16 protein-coding genes are annotated in these 19,906 nt (G+C 61.3%); 2 read left to right on the top strand and 14 right to left on the bottom strand.

The annotated features are described in order from the left end of the window. Positions 1-17: 17 nt before the first annotated feature. The 10 genes from ASD70_RS08010 to ASD70_RS07965 form a co-directional block, all read right to left on the bottom strand. The gene (locus ASD70_RS08010) at positions 18-1,358 is read right to left on the bottom strand and encodes a hypothetical protein (protein ID WP_056846128.1); all 1,341 of its coding nucleotides are present in this window, start codon (positions 1,356-1,358) and stop codon (positions 18-20) included. After that, positions 1,355-2,536: a glycosyltransferase gene (locus ASD70_RS08005; RefSeq protein ID WP_056846127.1), complete on the bottom strand. Its 1,182-nt coding sequence runs from the start codon at positions 2,534-2,536 to the stop codon at positions 1,355-1,357. The genes ASD70_RS08010 and ASD70_RS08005 overlap by 4 nt, the downstream gene beginning before the upstream one ends. Beyond that, positions 2,536-4,515, bottom strand: a complete 1,980-nt coding sequence (locus tag ASD70_RS08000) for a GumC family protein (RefSeq protein WP_056846126.1) — start codon at positions 4,513-4,515, stop codon at positions 2,536-2,538. The genes ASD70_RS08005 and ASD70_RS08000 overlap by 1 nt, the downstream gene beginning before the upstream one ends. Before the next feature lie 70 nt (positions 4,516-4,585). Continuing rightward, on the bottom strand, positions 4,586-5,413 hold the full coding sequence (locus ASD70_RS07995) for a polysaccharide biosynthesis/export family protein (protein WP_046068992.1): 828 nt from the start codon (positions 5,411-5,413) through the stop codon (positions 4,586-4,588). A gap of 6 nt (positions 5,414-5,419) precedes the next feature. Continuing rightward, on the bottom strand, positions 5,420-6,331 hold the full coding sequence (locus ASD70_RS07990) for a glycosyltransferase family 2 protein (RefSeq protein ID WP_056846125.1): 912 nt from the start codon (positions 6,329-6,331) through the stop codon (positions 5,420-5,422). Beyond that, a complete protein-coding gene (locus ASD70_RS07985) occupies positions 6,331-7,791 on the bottom strand; it encodes a mannose-1-phosphate guanylyltransferase/mannose-6-phosphate isomerase (protein ID WP_056846124.1) in 1,461 nt (486 codons plus the stop codon). The genes ASD70_RS07990 and ASD70_RS07985 overlap by 1 nt, the downstream gene beginning before the upstream one ends. Beyond that, positions 7,791-9,230: an undecaprenyl-phosphate glucose phosphotransferase gene (locus ASD70_RS07980; protein ID WP_056846123.1), complete on the bottom strand. Its 1,440-nt coding sequence runs from the start codon at positions 9,228-9,230 to the stop codon at positions 7,791-7,793. Before ASD70_RS07980 ends, ASD70_RS07985 begins: the two co-directional genes overlap by 1 nt. A 501-nt stretch (positions 9,231-9,731) precedes the next feature. Continuing rightward, entirely contained in the window at positions 9,732-12,218 is a 2,487-nt protein-coding gene (locus ASD70_RS07975) for a TonB-dependent siderophore receptor (RefSeq protein ID WP_056846122.1), read from the bottom strand. Positions 12,219-12,323: 105 nt separating this feature from the next. Continuing rightward, on the bottom strand, positions 12,324-13,274 hold the full coding sequence (locus ASD70_RS07970; RefSeq protein WP_056846121.1) for a FecR domain-containing protein: 951 nt from the start codon (positions 13,272-13,274) through the stop codon (positions 12,324-12,326). Further along, complete coding sequence (locus tag ASD70_RS07965) at positions 13,261-13,776, bottom strand: sigma-70 family RNA polymerase sigma factor (RefSeq protein ID WP_046072525.1); 516 nt, start codon at positions 13,774-13,776, stop codon at positions 13,261-13,263. The genes ASD70_RS07970 and ASD70_RS07965 overlap by 14 nt, the downstream gene beginning before the upstream one ends. A gap of 168 nt (positions 13,777-13,944) precedes the next feature. Between ASD70_RS07965 and ASD70_RS07960 the strand changes: the two genes are divergently transcribed. Continuing rightward, positions 13,945-14,574, top strand: a complete 630-nt coding sequence (locus ASD70_RS07960; protein WP_046068986.1) for a LysE family translocator — start codon at positions 13,945-13,947, stop codon at positions 14,572-14,574. Positions 14,575-14,642: 68 nt separating this feature from the next. On the opposite strand, the gene inhA is transcribed toward ASD70_RS07960, so the two are convergent. After that, entirely contained in the window at positions 14,643-15,323 is a 681-nt protein-coding gene (inhA, locus tag ASD70_RS07955; RefSeq protein WP_056846120.1) for an isonitrile hydratase, read from the bottom strand. Positions 15,324-15,413: 90 nt separating this feature from the next. Between inhA and ASD70_RS07950 the strand changes: the two genes are divergently transcribed. Beyond that, a complete protein-coding gene (locus ASD70_RS07950) occupies positions 15,414-16,382 on the top strand; it encodes a GlxA family transcriptional regulator (RefSeq protein WP_046068984.1) in 969 nt (322 codons plus the stop codon). Here the strand turns inward: ASD70_RS07950 and ASD70_RS07945 are convergent. The 3 genes from ASD70_RS07945 to ASD70_RS07935 are packed head-to-tail and all read right to left on the bottom strand — an operon-like array spanning position 16,368 to position 19,886. Then, positions 16,368-17,279, bottom strand: coding sequence for an alpha/beta fold hydrolase (locus ASD70_RS07945; protein ID WP_056846119.1), 912 nt, complete (start codon positions 17,277-17,279; stop codon positions 16,368-16,370). The genes ASD70_RS07950 and ASD70_RS07945 overlap by 15 nt on opposite strands. Further along, a complete protein-coding gene (locus ASD70_RS07940; RefSeq protein ID WP_056846118.1) occupies positions 17,267-19,093 on the bottom strand; it encodes a glycoside hydrolase family 15 protein in 1,827 nt (608 codons plus the stop codon). Before ASD70_RS07940 ends, ASD70_RS07945 begins: the two co-directional genes overlap by 13 nt. Further along, the gene (locus ASD70_RS07935; protein WP_046068981.1) at positions 19,086-19,886 is read right to left on the bottom strand and encodes a glucose 1-dehydrogenase; all 801 of its coding nucleotides are present in this window, start codon (positions 19,884-19,886) and stop codon (positions 19,086-19,088) included. The genes ASD70_RS07940 and ASD70_RS07935 overlap by 8 nt, the downstream gene beginning before the upstream one ends. Positions 19,887-19,906 lie beyond the last annotated feature (20 nt).

Raw genomic sequence — 19,906 nt, 5'->3', positions numbered from 1 at the left:
GCTCTCCATGCCCGGCGCTACCACACCAGTATCTGCAAACTCGGCTTCACCACGGGGCGAATGCCATTGTCGTCACTCAGGGTCTGTCGGGCTCCGGTCAACGGGTCCAGCAGTTCAGCGCGTTTGATCCCAGGCAGGCTGATGCTGCTGCCTTCGGCACTCCAGTACATCAGCAGGTGCTTGCCGTCAGGCCGAGTCCAGGCCACGCTGTAGAAACTTTCCGGTAAGTCCTTGAGCTGCGGCGTGGCGCCGGGTTGAAGAGTGGGGCCGGTGATCTCGAGGAAGCGGGCGAGGGCGGTGTACACCGGTTTCGGCTCGCCGTTGAGGTCCAGCAGGCCGTAATGCTGGTCCCGCGGCGAGGCACGTTCATCGAGGTCGGAGAGGGCGAACAGGAAAATCTTCTGGTAGTCCTGGGACGCCATCAAGGCCAGGCGGCGCAAAGTGTAGTCGGCTTGCCCGTCGATACCGATCAGGTCCTGCATCTCCTTGGGCCCGGCATAGCTGGACCAGCCCCATTCAGTGGCCCATACCTGCTTGATCCCGGCGCCATGCAGCATTGCATTGAGTTGATCGCCGCGCAGCAGCACTTCGTTCTTGCCCGGCTCATCGGTTTCCGGGGTCATCGAATAGGGGTGGTAGGCCGCGACCATGCCCAGGGTTTGCACCCCCAATGCGCCTAGCGCTTCAAACATCAGGCTTTTGCCACGGGGCGGCATCTGGCTGTAGTACGCCATGCCGCCCATGACCTGCAGCTTGCCAGGCGCGGCAATATTCAAGGCCTGGTGACTGGCCAATAACAATTGCCCGTACTCCTTGGCGTTGACTTTGGGGCGCCAGTTGTTCGGCAGGTTCTGTTCGTTCCACACCTGCCAGGCATCAATATTCGGGTAGCGTTTGGCCAGGAGCGCCAGGCGCTTTGCATAGACGTCGGCGTCCCGTGGTCGATATTGATCCTGGAACGGAGCGCCCTTGGGGGCGGTGGTGATAAAGGGCGCCGAGCCCACCAGGTAAAACACCGAGCGGATTTTTTCGGCGCTCAGGGTGCGCTCCAGTTCATCGAAAGTGCTGAGCTGATAACCCTCTTCCTTGGGCTCCAGGCGATCCCAGTGCAGGTCGACCCGCACCCATTGCAATCCCAGCTTCTTATATTGGCTGATCTGCTCGCGGTACTGTTCGGGCTTGAACCACAGAAAGTGCGCATTCACGCCAAGAAAGTCCTTCCATGTCACGCTGCGCTCCGGGGCCAGGTTCACCGGTTGTGCATCGACTTTTTCACTCGACAGCAGGGCGCCACCGACGGCGATTGACAGCACCAGCGGCAGATAACGCCACATCGGGCGAACAGATGAAATCTTCATCGCAACGGCTCCTCACAAGCATCCCGAAAGAGTTCGGCAAAACGTTGGGCCGTGTTGGCCCACTGGCGCTGGCGGCCGATTTCCCCGGCCTGGGCGGCCCATTGCCGGGCCTGTTGCGGGTCGAGGATCAAGCGGTTCAAGGCGTTGCTCAAGGAAGCGATATCGCCCTGCTGATAGGTGATGCCATTGCCGCCGGCCACCTCTTCGGCAAAGGCACGGGCGTTGGAGGTGATCACCCCGCGCCCGCAGGCATTGGCCCACGACAGCGCGCCGCTGGTGCCACGCATCTGCCCCAGGAAACCGAGTTTTTTCGATTCGCGGTAGGGCAGCACCATCACATGGTGCGCCTGGATCGTAGCGGCGATCTGCGCTGATGGCAGGTCCAGTTGCCAGTCCACCACATCTTCCAGGTGCAGCGTGCTGATCTGTTGGCGCAGGCCCTCGAGGTAGTTACCGGCTGGGTCAAAGGTCATTTCCGGGGCGGTGCCGCCGGCCAGGGTCAGGCGTACCTGACCTCGGCATTGAGGATGGGCGGCGAGTGACTGGGCCAGGGCCTGAAGCAGGTCCTCAATGCCCTTGCCGCGATAGATAAAACCGAAATACAACAGACGCAACGGCGCAAGTGGCGGCAAGTCCTGGGGCGCGATGGGCAGGTTGCCGTGGGCAATCACCGCCACTTGCTGCGGGCGCAGACCCATGCGTTGGCGCAGGCAGTCGCCGCCGAGGCGGGTGAGGGTGATCAGGCGGCGCATGCCTTTAGCCAGGCGCCGTTCTTCGTGCAAGGTCAGCGGGTCGGCCAGCAGTGCTGCTGCCTGGGGCAGCGGGTGGGGCAGGCGCTCGAGCAGGCTCAAGGGGAAAAACAGCTTGGCCCGACGCCAGATCAGGCGCTCCGGGTCATGCACCGTGGCGGTCAAAGGCAGGTGCGGTTGCGCCCGGCGCAGATAGTCCAGCGCCTGGAACTCACCGAAGCGCCCACCCCCCAGCTCGGCATGGACCAGGTCCACGCCGCTCCAGTCAAAGGCCTGCAGACGCCGCAATTGTTCAGGCAGGTCCTGGCAGCCCGCGAGGGGGGTCACCACCTCAAGACCCAGTTCGATCAGCGCGCTACGCAAGTGCGCGGCGTAATCGGCGATCCCGGTCTGCTCCGGTGGCAGCGGTGCCAGCAGCGCGATACGCATCAGGCCGCACCGCGCCAGCTGTTGATTCGTGCCAGGACCTTGGCCGGCACTTCAAAGCGGCGGCGGTTGAGGATCATGCCGTCGACTTTGCCAAACGCGGTGGTCAGCAGTGACACAGCATTTTCGATGGTCGGCACTGTGCTGGTGCGAGCTTCGATCACCAGTACGATCTGGTCGGCGCGGCGCAGGATCAGGAAGGCCTGGGGGTTGGACGACAAGGCCGAGGCATCCAGCAACAGCACTTCACCCGGCGTGGGCGCGTTTGCCCCATTGACCGAGACGCGGTGGCCACGCTCTTCCAACAGACGCTTGAGCTGCTCGACGATAAACGTCACGCCCTCGCCATGCCGCGCCGAGGTCAGGCCCAGGGCAAAGCCTTCACTGGCGATGCGCTCCAGGGGCAGCAGGCTGTAGAGGCGATAGAGGCTGGCGGTGACGGCTGCCGGCGTTGCGTCTTGCACGTCGGGGATGCTGCTCCACAGCGGCACATGGAACATCTCCTGCAACCGGGTGCCGTCGTGGATTCGTTGGTCCAGCAGGTACAGCACATAGATGGTCAAGAAGCCCACGGCCACGCCGGCGGGAATGGCGAACAACAGAATCAGCAGGCTCTTGGGAAACACGCGTGACGGGTTCAGGGTGGCGTGTTCGATCAGGGCGATGTTGCTGATCTGGCTGTTGTCCAGTTCGTGGTCGATTCGCGCCTGTTCAAGATTGTCCGAGTACAAGGCGTAGCTTTTTTCGGCGGCGCGCAGTTGTTGGCTCAGCTTGTTGAGTTCCGGCTCATCGGTCATCGCCTTGTCACGCTGGTCGCGCAGCTCGGCGAGGGTCTTGTCGTAGTTCTCGATTTCGCCGGCCAGTTTGCGCTCTTGCAATTGGGCGTCGATCACTTGCTGCTTGATGTTGATCACCAGGCTGTTGGGCGCGGTGTTTTGCGAGCGCTCCAGGCGTGTGGCTTCCTGGGCGCTGAGAGCCTCCATGTCGCGGATGTTCTGCTCGATCTGATTGACCTGCGGCGTGCCCGGCAGGTAGGTGCGCAGCAGGCGTGCTCGCTCCACTTGCAGCGCATTGAGCTGGCGCTTGAGGTCCAGTTGGGTGGGGTTGAGGCTGGTTTCGCGCATCGTCACCACGTCCGCCGGCTGGCTCTTGATCTGCTGGCTGGCGTTGGCCAGGAGGCTGCGAATCCCGGAGATCTGGTTTTGTGCGCTGACCTTGGCGTCGGTGACGCGGTCGATCTGGCTGGTCAGGTTCTTCAGGCGCGCATCGACACTGATCGAATCGATCTGCTTCAGACGGCCTTGCAGTTGGTCCTTCAGGCTTTGGATATTTTCCGCCACCTTGGCGCGCTCGGTTTCATAGAAGGTATGCAGGCTTTTGCGCCCGAGGATCCGCGCACGTTCCTCAAGGTAGGCATTGACCCATTCCTCGACGATTTTTTGCGCCACCGCCGGGTCGTCCCAGGTGAAGGAAATCTCGATCACCGAAGAGCCCGGCTCGTGACCGGCTTTGAAGTTCTTCTCCAGCGAGGTCGCCAGGCGTTCAAGCGGGCTTTGTTTCTCGGCAAGGCCTACGAACTGCAGCACGCTGCGCACGGCATTGATGACTTCGCCAACGCCTTTTTTGACGTAGAACTTGGTGACCTTCCAGAAGCCTTGTGGCGGTTCGGAGGTCATCGCCATATAGCGCTCGGCAACGATATGCACAATGGGCCGGCCCGTGAGCATTTTTTCTTCGTCGACAATCGGGTCGTGCTGGGTGCTCGGGGCAATCAGCGTCTGGCGGTTGGCGGCTTCGATCGGCAACGTGGTGTTGTCCCGCCCTGGCTTGACCAGCAAGCGCGCGTCGGACTCGTAGCGAGCCGGCAGCAGGAAGGCACCCAGCACCGCGACGACAATCGTGGTGATCACTGCCAGTTTGAATTCGCGGCGGTAGATGAAAAACAGCCGCAGCAGGTCGCGAAGAGAGCGGATTTCGATCACAGGATCACTCCATCGAATATGGGGTTTACGAAAGACGGGGACAGTTGGTTCGAGTGATACGAAGCCCGCTTCATAATCCTTGGCCTGCGTTAATGGTTGGGTTGTTGTAGATGGTGTTGCCGCTGTTTTTTACGTCGCTCTTGTTCAGGTCGTAATTCAAGCCAATACCAATCCCCTTGTTGATCGGAAACAGCTTGGTGAAGTACATATCCACGGCCTCCACCGTCGCGCCGATGCCCGACTGCGGCACAAAGATCAAGTCGCCGCGCTGCAACGCCACCCGTGGGTGATTGGCGTTGGTCAACATGCTTTCCAGGCTGATGAAATACGTCCTGTACTTGCCATCCGGGCCGGTGCGCATCAAGGCCACGTTGGAGGCATCCGCCGAGGGCAATACACCACCGGAACTGAGCAGCGCCTGCTCGACGCTGACGTTGCCGGCCAGGTCAAAAAATGCCGGGTTGGGCACCGCACCGCCGATAAACACCTTGTTGCTCGGTGCGCTGGCGATGTTTACCGTCACCGCCGGTTCACGGTAGATGCGCTTGTACTTCTCGGTGATTTCCTTGCCCAGGTCTTCGGGCGTGCGCAAGGCGGCCTTGACCCGGCCAATATTGGGCACCGAGATCACGCCGTCGGGGCGCACCACGAACAGGGTCATATCATCGGCCGCCGCCGGTTCCTGGGCATCACGCACGATCCGCAGCGAGTCGCCGCTCTGGATCAGCACCTGCGGCGGTGGCAGGTCGGCCAGGGTCAGCGCCGCTTGATGGCCGGCCTTGAGCGTATTGTTGTCAGGAAGCGGCACCCGCGCGGGGGTCGAACAACCCGCCAGCCAGATTGAGGCGCTCAAGAGGCTGAACAGGGTAAGACGGGAACGTCGGTTGATAGTCTTCATGACGGCTCAAGTCCAGTAGGTGGAAAACATGCCCAGGCGCCGTTTAAGCGAGTTGGGCAAGTAGCGTTCAAGGTGGCCGAGGCGATAACCCAGCAATTTAAAGGCACTGCGCACCACCACTTCGGGCGCGCGGTGCAGCGCATTGGCCTCGCGCAATGCGCGCAGTTCGGCCAGTACATAACGTTTGCCTTCACCGCCGGCGTCGCCAAACGCCTGGCGAATCCACGGCTCGCGGCCGTAGAACACACCGATATCGAAGTAGCGGCGAAACTCTTCCAGCAAGCGGTAATCGTGGGAGTGATACACCAGCGCGCTGGCGGCGTAGCGCACCTGGTAGCCGGCCAGCAACATGCGTGCGGCGACGTAGGCGTCTTCGCTGCCGATCACATCCTGGGGGAAGCCGCCCACCGCCTGCAGCGCGCTGCGCCGGTACACCGAAAACGAGTCGGAGCTGAAGCAGGTCTTGATCCCCAGGTGCGGTGCATCGGCCAGGCTTTTGCTGCGGCTGCTCGCTGGGTAATTGAAGTGCCGCGACTGGGCGCCCAGCACACCTGCACCGGGGTGCGGCAGTTGCCTGCCATAGGCCACGCCATTGAGCGGCTCCAGTTGCAGCTCGGCGATCAGGTTGGCGAAGGTCTCGGCGGTGGCGGGGATTGCGTCCTGGGTCATGACGATCAACGCGTCGCCACCCACCTGCTCGCTGGCCCAGCGCCGGGTGCCACCGTGATTGAAATCACCGGCATCGATCACTTCCACGCGCGCGCCGAATTCGCGCAAGCGCGCCACGGTGTCATCGCTGGAGGCGCTGTCGACCACCAGCATCTCGTCCGGTTGCAAGGTCTGCATGCGCAGGGCAGGCAGCAAGCGGTCCAGATGGCTGGCCGCATTGCGGGTGGGGATGATCAGGGAGGTACGCATCAGGGTTTCACTTCAACCGGCGCACGGCCGTAGATGTCGTCATAGCGCACGATGTCGTCTTCACCCAGGTACTCACCGCTCTGTACCTCGATCATCACCAGGTCGATGATGCCGGGGTTGGTCAGGCGGTGTTTGTGCCCGGCAGGAATGTAGGTGGACTCGTTCATGTTGAGCAGGATTTCCCGCTCGCCATTGGTGATCATCGCTGCGCCGCTGACCACCACCCAATGCTCGCTGCGGTGATGGTGCATTTGCAGGGACAGCGAGCCTTTGGGCTTGACCACGATGCGCTTGATCTTGAACCGCGTGCTTTCTTCCAGCACCGTGTAGGTGCCCCAGGGGCGGGTGACGGTGCGATGAAGGCTGAACGCCGGGTGATTCTGGCGCTTGAGTTCGGCGACGATATACCGCACATCCTGGCTGCGGTGGGCGTCAGCGATCAGCAGTGCGTCCGGGGTGTCGACGATGATCAGGTCGCGCACGCCCACTGCACCGAGTACGCGCTTGGGCGAATCGATATAGCAGTTATGCACGTCGTGCAAGATGGCCTCGCCATTGATCTGGTTGCCATTGTCGTCACTGGGGGAGAGTTCGCGCAGGGCTTCCCAGGAGCCGATATCGCTCCAGCCAATGTTGCAGGGCACCACCGCGACCTGAGTGGATTTTTCCATAAGGGCCACGTCGATGGAGATATCCGGTGCGGTGCCAAAACCTTCCGGGCTCAGTTCGCGCTGGCGACTGCTGCTGTTTTGCAGGCTCTGGCTGTGCTCCAGTGCGGCCTTGGCTGCGTCCAGGACCTGCGGTGCGTGGCGGGTCAATTCGTCCAGCACAGTGCCAGCCTTGAAGCAGAACATTCCGGCATTCCACAGGTGCTTGCCGCCGTCCAGGTAGCCTTGGGCGGTGGCCTGGTCGGGTTTTTCGACAAAGCGCTGGACCTGGAACCCAGCACCCAGCGGCGCCCCTTGTTCTATATAGCCAAAGCCGGTTTCCGCACGGTCAGGCTGGATACCAAAGGTCACCAGATAACCGGCCTCGGCCAGTGCGCGGGCTTTTTCCACTGCTTGGGCAAAAGCGCTTTCATCGAGGATCAGGTGGTCGGCGGGCATCACCAGCAGCTGCGCGTCAGCGCCGAAATGTTCCTGCACATGCAAGGCGGCCACGGCGATGGCGGCGGCGGTGTTACGGCCAAAGGGCTCCAACAGCAGGTCGAGGGCTAATCGCTGGGTGTTCACCGCGCGGTAGTCGTCAAGGGTGCGAAACAGCAGGTCGCGGTTGGTTACCGTCAGGATGCTGTCCACCCCCGGCAAGTGACTGGCGCGCAGGAAGGTCTTCTGCAACAGGCTCTGGTCGTCACGCATGCGCATGAAGGGCTTGGGCATGTTCTGCCGCGAAACCGGCCACAGCCGCGTGCCCGAACCACCGGAGATGATGCAGGGAATCAAGCCGTTAAGTGGGTTCATCAATAGACTTCCTTGGTGGAAAGAACGGCAGGAATCGTCATGAAAACGATGTACAGATCCAGCCACACCGACCATTTGGCGATGTATTCCAGGTCGTATTCGACCCGCTTCTGGATCTTGAACAGGGTGTCGGTCTCGCCGCGGTAGCCGTTGATCTGCGCCCAGCCGGTGATGCCCGGCTTGACCCGATGGCGCGAGCTGTATTCGCTGACCGCTTGCTCGAACGGAATACCGGCGGCCTTGGTGGCCGTGGCGTGGGGGCGTGGGCCGACCATCGACATATTGCCCAGCAGCACGTTGAACAGTTGTGGCAGCTCATCGATGCTGGTCTTGCGAATGATCCTGCCTACCCGGGTGATGCGTGGGTCCAGGCGCGTGGTCTGGTTCTCGGCGTTGAGGTCGGTCTGCTCGACATACATCGAGCGGAACTTGAACACGCGAATCAGGTTGTCGTTGTAGCCAAAGCGCTTCTGGCGAAACAGCACCGGGCCCTTGGAGTCGAGTTTGATCGCGATAGCGGTCACTAGCATCAGCGGTGACAACAGCAACAGGCCCATGCTGGCCAGCAGCAGGTCTTCGCAACGCTTGATAAAGGGCGACCAGCCGCGCAGTGGCAACTGTGACGTGTTGAACATCAGGATGCCGCCCACATCGGTGATGCGGTTATGGCCATAGCGCAAGGCGGCCATGTCTGGCACCAGCATGACGTTCACCGACATCTGCCGCAGGCGCTTGACCAAGCCATTGATGCGCTGTTCGGCGGCCCAGGGCAGGGTGATCATGACCTGGTTGACCTGTTCGGAGCGGATCAGCTTTTCCAGGTCGCGGGTATTGCCCAGCAAGGGCAGGCGGCTCAATTTCTTGGGAATGCGCTCGGTACGGTCGTCGATAAAGCCGATCAGTCCGGAACGGATATCACTGTTTCGTGACAGGTGTTCAGCCACGTGCACCGCCGTCTCGGTAAAACCCAGGATCACCGTGCGCTGCAAGAACTTGCCGTTCTTCATCAAATGGCGATACAGGCGCAGCATCAATATCCGCTCCACGCCAAACAGCACCAGGCTCATGGAGAACCAGGCCGCCAGGTTGCGTGGGCTCAACTGTGGGAACAGGAGCAGGATCTGGTACATGAACAGCAGGATGCAAAACGCCGAGACCCAGGCCACCAGCATCACGCGAAAACGCAGGCGATTGCTGAACAGATCCTCGGAGTACACCCCCAGGGCCTGGAACAGAATGATGGTCAGCAGCGCAAAGAACACCAGCAGGCCCAGGTAGTGGTTGCGCATGTGCTCGGCGACAGGTTCCGGATAGAACAACAGGATAATTGCCGGCACCACAGCAGTGAGGCCGTGGATCAGTTTTACAAAGACGACAAAAAACTCAACGAAACCGGGGCGAGTCAAAAACAGGCTATCGACCGACGATTTACCGCGCATAGATCAGATCCTCAATACACCACCAGAACGTTCCTGTTCGTTTGCTCATCCATAAGGCAGGTGTGCTTTACAAGTGGTGCAAATCGAACGACTGCTGTCGCTGGGTAATACGTAATGCCTGTTCGTGCGCAGGAATTTACGGGGTGATGGCTAAATAGTGGCTTCCTTGAGGTTCCGTGTCAATGATTTGGCTTTTTTCGCCGTTGCCGTCAATGGCTCTCATAAGGTCCCCATGATATGACGCTTTATTGACATTGGTGGGGGGCTTTCAGAATAATCGAGAATTGATGGTGGCTTTTTGGAGTGTAGGAACAAACATGGGGATTTGCCTGACGGCGAAAAAAAGCTTTCTGACGTTGTAGGAGGGAAAGGGCAAGGCTTTTTAGTAGGAGCGAGCTTGCTCGCGAAAACGTCAACGATAACGCGTGTTTCCTGGATAAACGCGGCGTCTGTGAGGTTTTCGCGAGCAAGTTCGCTCCTACAGGAGGGAATGTGCAGTGCTTAGAAGTTGCCTTTGAGGCTCAGCGTCAGGTTGCGCGGCTCTCCGTAGAGATTGCCCCAACCGGCTGTGCCTACGGTCTGGTAGTAGTTTTTATCAAACAGGTTGTTGCCGTTGAGCGCCACGGTCCAGGTGTCGTCTACCTGATACGCCAGGCGCGCATTCCACAACGCATATCCGGCTTGTTCAAGCTTGATGGTTTGCAGTCGGTAGTTGCTGCTTTGGGCGTTAACCCCTGCACCGACTGTCCATTTCGACAGCGCACCGTCCAACTGATAGTCGCCCCACAACCTGAGCATATGCCGTGGCACGTAGGTGTTGGATACCGCGCCTTCGGCTGTGCTATCGATGTTCTTAAGGTTCTTGGTCTGCGTGTAGGTATAGCCGCCGAACACTTGCAGGCGTTCGAGCAATTCACCACTGAGCTCGGCCTCCACCCCTTGGGCGCGAACTTTGCCTGTGTCGGTGTAGCAGTAGCCGTCGGAGGAGCTGCCGCAACGGGTCTCGAAGTCGGTTTGGGCGGCATTCTTTTCGATTGCGCGGAACACTGCCAGGGAACTGTTCAAGCGCCCGTCAAACCACTCACCCTTGATGCCAAGCTCGTAGTTTTCGCCCATTTTTGGCTTGAGGGCCGAACCGCTGACGGTGGCGTAGGAGCTTTGTGGCTGGAAAATATCGGCGTAGCTGGCGTATACCGAGAGATTGTCATTGAGGTCATAGATCAACGCGCCAAACGGCGTTACCACGCCGGTTTCCTTGGTGCGTGCGTCTTGATCGGCCCACTCGCCCCACGCCAGGTTCAGGGATTTGCGGCGGTTTTCGTACCAACTGACGCGACTGCCGAGGACCAGCATCAGGGGCTCGGCCAGGCGCAGGCGCAAGGTGGCGTAGGCGCCGTATTGCGTGGCGGTCTCGTTGACGGTGCCGCCTCGATACATGTTGGGCCAGAAGGTATCGTCGGCAGGTTCCGGGAAGTGGTGGTTGGGGTTGAAAACGCTTTGGCGCTGGGGCAGGTTGCGGATCGCGTAGACATCGTCCTGGGTGCCACGACTACCGTTGGCGCCGAGGATCAATTCATGTTGCAGGCCAAACGCCTCGAATTGACCGTCGATATAGGCATCCAGGCCGTAGTCCTTGTGATCGTAATCCAGCAGTGCGGCGTAACTGGTGAGCGTAGGCGCCGGGTCGCCATAGTCCACGGTGCTTTCACTGGCGGCATATTTGATATCTTGCAGGTTGCGGCTATGCACGGCGCTGACTTTGAGTTTCCAGTTGTCGTTGAAGTGATGGGTCAGATCGGCGAACAGCGTGGTGCGCTGGCTTTGCCAATCGTTCCAGGCCTGGCCCAGGCAGGTGGAGCGGCTCAGGCCGAGGCTTTTGCCGTCGCGGTAGCGCGGCAGGCCGCTCCAGCACGGCGTGGCGTCGACATCCTCATGGCTGGCACCGAAGCCCAGGGTGGTGTCGGGTGTGACATCCATGTCCAGGGCTGCGTAAAACGCTTGGTCCTGGCGCTTGGCAAGGTCCATGTAGGAACCGCGATTCTGTTGGCTGACCGCCGCGCGGCCACGCACCGTGCCGCTGTCGTTCAACGGGCCGCCGGTGTCGAGTTCGGCGTGGTAGTTATCCCAGGTGCCCGCTGACAGCCCGAGGCTGGTGGTCGGGGTGGCTTGGGGCCGCTTGCGCACGAAGTTCACTGCACCGCTGGCGGTGCCGGCGCCCTTGAGCATACCGGCGGCGCCTTTTAGCACCTCCACCCGGTCATAAATCGCCATGTTCGCGCTGAAACTGTCGGCCTGTATGTAGTCCTTGCCGATGTCCAGCGGCACACCATCGAACTGGTACTGACCGAGCATCTTGAAGCCCCGGGAGTAAAAATACTTGCCGCCCATGGGCGACTCGTAGCTGGTGATCCCTGGCGTGCGCTCCAGCAATTGGTCGATAGTGGTGATGTTCTGGTCATCCATCAGCTTGCGGGTCATCACGCTCACCGATTGCGGGGTGTGTCGCAGGCTTTGTTCACCCTTGCCGATGGTCACCGCACCGGTGGTGTAGGAGCCGCTGCCTTCGGTGGTGGCGCCCAGGCGATCACCTGTGATGGTGGTGGCGCCCAGGTTCAGCGCCGAGCTGTCTTGCTGCTGAGGCAACAGCAACCAAGCGTTCTGGCCCTGGCTTTGAGCCTGCAACCCCTGGCCCTGAAGCAACCGGCTCAGGGCTGATTGTGGGTCCAGGGTACCGTTCAGCCCCGGGCTGTTTTTGCCGGCCACGCTGCCCGCGTCATATGACAGGCTGATACCGGCCTGCCGCGCAAATTGATCAAGGGCGCCGGCCAGAGGGCCAGGGGCAATATCCCAGGCGCGGGCCGGGCGCTCGTTGCCGGGCTCTTGGGCACTTGCGGTATAGGGCAGGGCGCTGGCCGCCACGCTCGCGCCGAGGAGGAGGGCGTTGACGGCGTGTCTGAGAGGTGAACGTTTGGAGGGGAACGCTTGCATGACCGCGGGATGCTCCTTAGGAAAGTGGACAAAACCGGCCTGTTGATCGGCCTTTCCTTACAGGTCGAGCGGCAATGAGAATTCACCTCATTTATTTTCAGTCGGTTAAACCCGAGCGGAGACGGTCACCCAATAACGGCTGCGGTAGGTCACAGCAACCGGCAACGATTGGGCCACCAGTTTGAGTACCTGGTCAGTGTCATCCAGTTGGTAGGTGCCCGAGACCCGCAGCCCGGCCACCGCTTCGCCGCAACGCACCAGCCCGTTGCGGTAACGGCCCAATTCGGCCAGGAAGTCATCCAGGCGCATATTGTGAGCGCTGATCACGCCGTCACTCCAGGCCCAGGGGTCCAGGCCGTTGGCGGGTGAAGGGCGAATGCCGCCGCGGTTGAACAGCACCTGTTCGCCGGGCTTGATCACCCGGCGCGCAGTGGTGTCATGGCTGCCGGAAAATACCGCCACCGCGCCTTGTTGCACGGCCAATAACGTGCCTGCTGACTCTTCGCGCACCAGCAAGCGCGTGCCGAGGGCGCGCAGGTAACCGTCGCGGGTGTGTATCCAGAACGGGCGATTGTCGGCGCCGGTATCGATCAGCAGTTCACCCTGATGCAGGTTCACCAGCCGGCTTTCGGCGCTCAGCGCGATATCGAAGGCGCTGGCGCTGTTGAGCTGGACTTTGCTGCCATCGCCCAATGCCACCCAGCGCCGCTCACCGGTGGCAGTGCGGTAGTCGGCCATAAGCGCGGGCAGGGGGGTGTAGTCGCGACCCAGCCAGGCGAGGCCGGAGGCGCCGGCAAACAACCCCAGCACCTTCAAGCCTTCACGCCGACTGATGCGTTGGCGCGCGCCATCCAGTGCATGGCGACTGACATGCGCCGGTAGTTGCTTGAAATCGTCATCCATGGCCGCTACCCGCTGCCAGGCCTGCTGATGTGCTGCGCTGCGCTGCAACCACTGCTCAAAGGCCGCGGTGCTGGCGTCGTCGGCGACGTTGAAACGCAGCTTGATCATCCACTGGATGGCTTGGTCCACCAGGCGCGGGTCAGAGTTCGGCATAGCGCAACCGATAACAGGCGTGCAGCGCCTTGGACAGGTCACGTTCCACCGTGGCCCTGGATACGCCCAGGCGCAGGGCGATTTGCGGGCAGGTCAGGCCGTCCAGTTGCGCCAACAGGAACGCCTCGCGCACCCGCGGCTTGAGCTGATCGAGCAAACGGTCGATCCGCTCCAGGCTGTCGAGGATCAGCAAGCGGGTTTCTTCGCTCGGCACCTCGACTTGGGGGAAGTGCGCCAGGCTTTCCAGATAGGCGCGTTCCAGCTCGCGACGCCGGTATTGGTCGATCATCAAGCTGCGCGCAATGCTACTTAAATAGGCCCGCGGCTGCTGCAAGGTCTGGTGCTTGCGTGCGTTGAGCAGGCGCACAAAGGTTTCCTGCGCCAGATCGGCGGCGTGTTCACGGCAGCCGGTGCGCCGGCTCAACCAGCCGCGCAGCCAGGAATGGTGGGCCTGGTAAAGCTGGCCGATGGCGGCAGGGTCCAGAGGGTGATCGCTCGACATGGTCATCCCGGCGCAGCAAACTTAATTGATAATGTTTCGCATTCTAGACGTTGATCGTGGCATTCAGCAATCACCTGGTTTTCTGCGCAAGCAATGTATCCAGCACAATTTTTTGTGTGCCCTGTACTCGCCGATTAATCTGGGCTTTTCCCGGCGGACGGTTCACCCATGATCAGCCTCGTCACTCTTGCGGTTTTTTCCGGCGCTGTTTTGCTGTTGCTGCTATCACCGGGGCCAAATATGGCGTTTGTGATCAGCCATGGTGTGACCCATGGCTGGCGCGGAGGCTGTGCGTCGGCCCTGGGCATCGCTGTGGCAGACCTGTTGCTGACGGCGTTGACCGTCATGGGGGTGACGGCGTTGGTCGCCAGTTGGCCGCCAGCGTTTGACTTGATTCGTTACGCCGGTGTGATCTACCTGTTGTGGCTGGTGTTCAAGACCTTGCAGACGCGCTCCGGGCCGGACACTGCGCACGTCGACCGCGTGGCCCTGGGCCGGGTATTTCTACAGGCCATGCTCAACAGTTTGCTCAACCCCAAGGCGCTGTTGTTTTTCATGGTGTTCCTGCCACAGTTTGTGCAACCGGAGGCTGGGCCCATCGCCGTTCAATTAATGGTGCTGGGTGGCGTGCTGACGCTGATTGCAGGCGTGTTTCACGCGCTGCTGGGGATGTTTGGCGGTGCGCTCAGTCGCTTCTTCGCCAAGCGCTCAAAAAGCGCCTGGCTGCAGAAGTGGGGTTTGGCGGCAGTGTTGATGGCGTTGGCTGTGCGTTTGGCGGTGATGTCTCGTCCTGCCTGAAGACACGCTGGACGCCAAGCAAGCTTTTTTGTGGTGAGGGAGCTTGCTCCCTCGCCACGGATGAACATTCAACCCAACCGCGCAGCCGCTCGGGTCACAATCTCCCCACGCACTCTGCGTGACTCTACCGTGCGCTTGTTGGCTTCCTCCAGCACATGCCTGGGCGCAGTCTCCGGGCTGCCTGAGTCGAACGGCGGCGCCGGCGCATATTCGATCTGCAACTGCACCAGTTGCGCCGCCGCTTCGCTATACAACTCGGCCGCCAGGGTCAACGCAAAGTCGATTCCCGCCGTGATCCCTCCGCCCGTAAACAGGTTGCCGTCACGCACCACACGTTCCTGCACGGGGATGGCGCCGAGCGGCGCGAGCAGGTCGTGGTAAGCCCAGTGGGTGGTGGCCTTGCGACCGCGCAGCAAACCCGCCGCCCCTAATACCAGCGAGCCGGTGCATACCGAGGTTATGTAACGTGCGGTCTGCGCCTGTGTGTTCAGGAAGTCCAGGGTTTGCGGGTCTTCCATCAACGCGCCCACGCCTGCACCGCCGGGCACGCACACCACGTCCAGCGTCGGGCAGTCGGCATAGGTCATGGTCGGCGTGAATACCAGGCCGGTACTTGAGGTGATCGGCGCCAGGTCTTTCCACACCAGGTGCAGCTTCACGTCGGGTAGTGAACCCAGCACGTCATAGGGGCCGGTAAGGTCCAGTTGCTGGATACCGGGGAATAACAGAAAGCCGATGTGCAAAGTCATTAATCAAGCTCCGATAAAGGGGTGGACGACCTCACTGTAGGAGCCTAGGCTTTGGCGCATACGCCATTGAGCCCACTAATCACGCCAATCATGCCCAGAATCATTCATGTACTCGCCTTCGAGAATGTCCAGGTGCTGGATGTGACCGGACCCCTGCAGGTGTTCGCGTCCGCCAATGACCTGGCACGCCAGCGTGGCTTGGCGTTGCCTTACGCGGTGAGTGTGATCACCGCCCAGGCTGAACCGGTAATGACCTCTGCCGGTCTGGCGCTGCTGGCCGAACCGCTGCCCGCCAACGACACGCCTTGCGACACCCTGGTGATTGCCGGTGGCTGGGGCGTGTATGGCGCTGCCGAAGACCCGGCGCTGGTGCAATGGGTGCGGGAAAAGGCCCGCCACACACGGCGCATGGCTTCGGTGTGCACCGGAGCTTTTCTGCTGGCAGCCAGTGGCTTGCTCGACGGTTGCCGGGTGGCCACGCACTGGACGCGCTGTGAAGAACTGGCGCGCAAGTTTCCCGCGCTGACGGTGGAGGCCAATCCGATTTTCATCCAGCAAGGCGCAGTGTGGACGTCGGCCGGTGTGACCGCCGGGATCGACCTGTGCCTGGCCCTGTTGGAAGAGGATCTGGGGCGTGCCTTTGCCCTGGAAGTAGCGCGTCACCTGGTGGTGTTCCTCAAGCGCCCGGGCGGGCAGGCGCAATTCAGCGTGACGCTGGCCCTGCAAAAGAGCGACAGCCGCTTTGCCGAATTGCACGCCTGGATCGCCGAGCACCTGACACTGGATCTGAACATCGCCACCCTGGCGGCGCAGGCCGGCATGAGTGAGCGTAGTTTTGTGCGTCACTACCGAGCCGAAACCGGCCAAACCCCGGCGCGCGCTGTTGAGCTGATCCGTATCGAAAGCGCACGCCGACAGTTGGCAGACAGCACCACCTCGATCAAACGCATTGCCCTGCAATGCGGCTTTGGCTGTGAAGAGACATTGCGCCGCAGCTTCCTGCGCGCCCTGTCGGTGACGCCCCAGGCTTATCGGGAGCGTTTTTCAGCGCTGCAGTAATTCCAGCAAGGCATCCAGCGTGACCTTGGGCGCTTCCTGGAAAACATTGTGGCCCACGCCGGGCAATACGTGCCGTCGATAAAAACCGCTGAATTGCTCCACATCCTCATCCTCTTGAGAGGGCGGGCCAACGCCATCGTCGGCACCGCACAATGAGATGCTCGGCACCGAGATCGCCGGTTGCGGCACCAATGCCTGCTCGATGAATTCCAGCGCGGGGTCACCCGGTGCATACATGAATCGATGGCGATAGGAGTGAATCACCACCGCGACAAAATCCGGGTTATCAAACGATGGCGCGGTGTTGGCGTACAGGCTTGGCCCTTCACGCCAGGTCGGTGACCAGAGCCGCCATAACAACTCGCAGAGTTCACGGCGGTTGGCGGTCAAACCGTCGACCCCGCGCTGGGTGTGAAAGTAATACTGGTACCACAAACGATGCTCAGTTTCCGCAGCCCGAGGCGTGAGCGACTTGGCGATGTCCTGGATGTTATAGCCATCGCCGGTCACCAGGCCGCGTACCCGTTCCGGCCACAGCGCCGCGACAATGCACGCGGCGCGCCCACCCCAGTCAAAGCCTGCGAGAGTAGCCCAGGGGATCGCCAGAGCATCCATGAAATCCAGCAGGTCCTTGGCCAGCGCCGCCTGCTGGCCGGAGCGCATGACCTGGGCGTTGATAAACCGCGTCGGGCCATAACCGCGCAGATATGGCACCAACACCCGATAACCCCGCTCGGCCAATACCGGCGCGATCTCGTCGTAGCCGCGTGGGTCGTAGGGGAAGCCATGAAGCAGAATCACCGGCTCGCCCTCGACAGGCCCGTGGGTCTCGTAAGCCACATCCAACATAGAGGTGCGCACGTACAGCAATGGGGCAGGGGGGGTCAGGGTTGCCATACAGTCTTCTCCCCGCTGAGCTTGCGGTCTAGAAACGTCGCCGCACTGATCAACGCCAAATGGCTTAGAGCCTGGGGCGTATTGCCCAGGTGCCGGGCCTGGCTGTCGAATTCTTCGGCGTATAACCCCAGGGGGTTGGCGTAACGCAGCAACTGTTCAAATTCCAGATGGGCTTTTTCCACTTGGCCGGCGCGGGCCAGGCATTCGACGTACCAGAATGAGCAAGCGGCAAACGCGCCCTCGGTGCCTTGCAGCCCATCGATCTGGCTGTCGTCGTTGCGATAACGGTAGACCATGCCGTCGCGCACCAGGCTTTTCTGGATCGCTTCCAGTGTCGACAGCCAGCGCGGGTCGGTCGCCGCTACAAAGCGCACCAGCGGCATCAACAGCATCGAACCGTCCAGCGCGGTGCTGCCGGTATGTTGCACAAAATGCCCGCGCTCCTCTTTCCAGAAGTTGCTCCAGATGTCGGCGTAGATCGCCTGGCGCGTCTGATCCCAGCGGGCGAACGGTGCCGGCAGTGAACGTTTGGACGCCAGGCGAATGGCGCGATCCACGGCCACCCAACACATCAGGCGCGAATGCAGGAAGTGGTGCTGCTCGCCGCGCATTTCCCAGATGCCCACGTCTTTGCGGTTCCAGATCTCACACACTTGGTCGACCACTTCCACCGTGTGTTTCCAGCCTTCGTGGGAGATGGCTTCGCCGTATTTGTTGACCAGATACACCGCGTCCATCAGTTCGCCGTAAATATCCAGTTGGATCTGGTCAAACGCTTCATTGCCCACGCGCACCGGTTGGGCGCCGCCATGGCCGCTCAGATGGTCAAGTGTGGTTTCCGGCAGTTCCTGGCGACCGTCGATGCCGTAGAGGATGTTGATCTTGGTCGGCTGCCCGCAGCAGTCGCTGACCCGGCCTTTGAGCCAACGCATGTAGGCATTGGCCTCTTCGACAAAACCCAGGCGCATGAACGCGTAGACGGTGAACGAGGCGTCGCGGATCCAGGTGTAGCGGTAATCCCAATTGCGTTCGCCGCCGGGGGTTTCCGGCAGGCCGAAGGTAGCGGCGGCGATGATTGCGCCGTGCTTGCGCGAGGTCAAAAGCTTCAACGCCAAGGCCGAGCGGTTGACCATTTCACGCCAGCGCCCACGGTAATTGGACTGGGAGATCCAGCCACGCCAGTACTTCAGGGTACGCTCCAGGTACAGGTCGGTGCAGTCATTGACCACACGCGGATCGTCCTGGCCACCGAGCACGAATTCGGCGCCTTCGTCCTGGGCCAGAGTGAAACTGGTGACGGCTGCATGTTCTTCGAGGGTCAGCGGGTGGCTGCCCACCAGGCGCAGGCCGGGCTGATCGTCGGCGCTGAACAGCACGCCGCTATCGTCGGCTGTGGCGCGAGTCTTGGCACGCGCGTAGTCGTGGCGCACGGCGCAGCGCAGGTGCAGGGTGGCTTGGCCGCTGACCACCCGTACCCGGCGAATCAGCAAAGGCAGCTCGTCGACCTCTTCGCTGACCGCCAGCAGGTCGGTGACTTCTACCACCGCCGCGTCGCTGAGCCAGCGGGTTTGCAGCACGTTGGTGTCGGGCAGGTAGATCTGTTCGCGGCGGGCGTTGGGCAAGTCCGGGGTGAGCTGGAACGTTCCGGCCTCGGGCGTATCGAGCAGCGCGCAGAAGATCGACGGGCTGTCGAATTCGGGCCAACAGAAAAAGTCGATGGTGCCCCGGTCGTTCACCAGTGCTGCGCTACGCATGTCGCCGATGATGCCGTGAGCGTCGATGGCGCTTTGGGGTTCGCTTTTCAAATCAACCATTGCCATTAAACTCCGGATAAAGACTCATGCCACCATCGATAAACAGCGTACTGCCGACGACATAATCAGACGCGTCGCTGGCCAGCCATACCACCGCATTGGCCACGTCTTGCACATCACCGACACGGCCATAAGGGATCAATTTGAGTAACTCTTTCTCCGCAGCGCCTTCGGTGGCGGCACGGTTGATCGCCGTACGAATAGCGCCGGGCGCAATACCATTGATGCGGATACGTTGCTCGCTGACTTCCTGGGCGAGGGTGCGCATCAGCATCTCCACACCGCCCTTGGACGCCGCATAATTCACATGCCCGGCCCAGGGGATGAGTTGATGCACCGAGCTCATATGGATGATTTTACCGGCGGCGCGGGACACGCCTTCGCGAATACCTTGACGATTGAAAATACGCACGGCCGCACGGGCACAAAGGAATTGCCCGGTGAGGTTGACGCCGATCACGGTGTTCCAGTCCTCAAGGGTCATGTCGACCAGGTTGGCGTCTTTTTGCAAGCCGGAGTTGGCCACCAGGATATCCAGGTGGCCGAAGGCGTCGAGCGTCTGGGCGAACAGGCGTTCGACGTCAGCTTCCTTGGACACATCGCCACCGATGGCAAGCGCCCGGCCACCGGCGGCATTGATCTGTGCGGCGAGGGCCTCGGCCGGTGCCGCCTGGGAATTGTAGTTGAGCACCACCGCCGCACCCGCTGCGGCCAGGGCTTTGGCGGCACCGGCGCCAATGCCGGAGCTGGCGCCGGTGACCAGGGCCACTTGTTGCTGCAAGGAAATCTGCATCGCCCACCCACTGTGATTAT

The organism is Pseudomonas sp. Root569, from assembly GCF_001427465.1.
GTDB lineage: Bacteria > Pseudomonadota > Gammaproteobacteria > Pseudomonadales > Pseudomonadaceae > Aquipseudomonas > Aquipseudomonas synxantha.
This window is presented reverse-complemented; position numbering and strand designations above follow the sequence as displayed.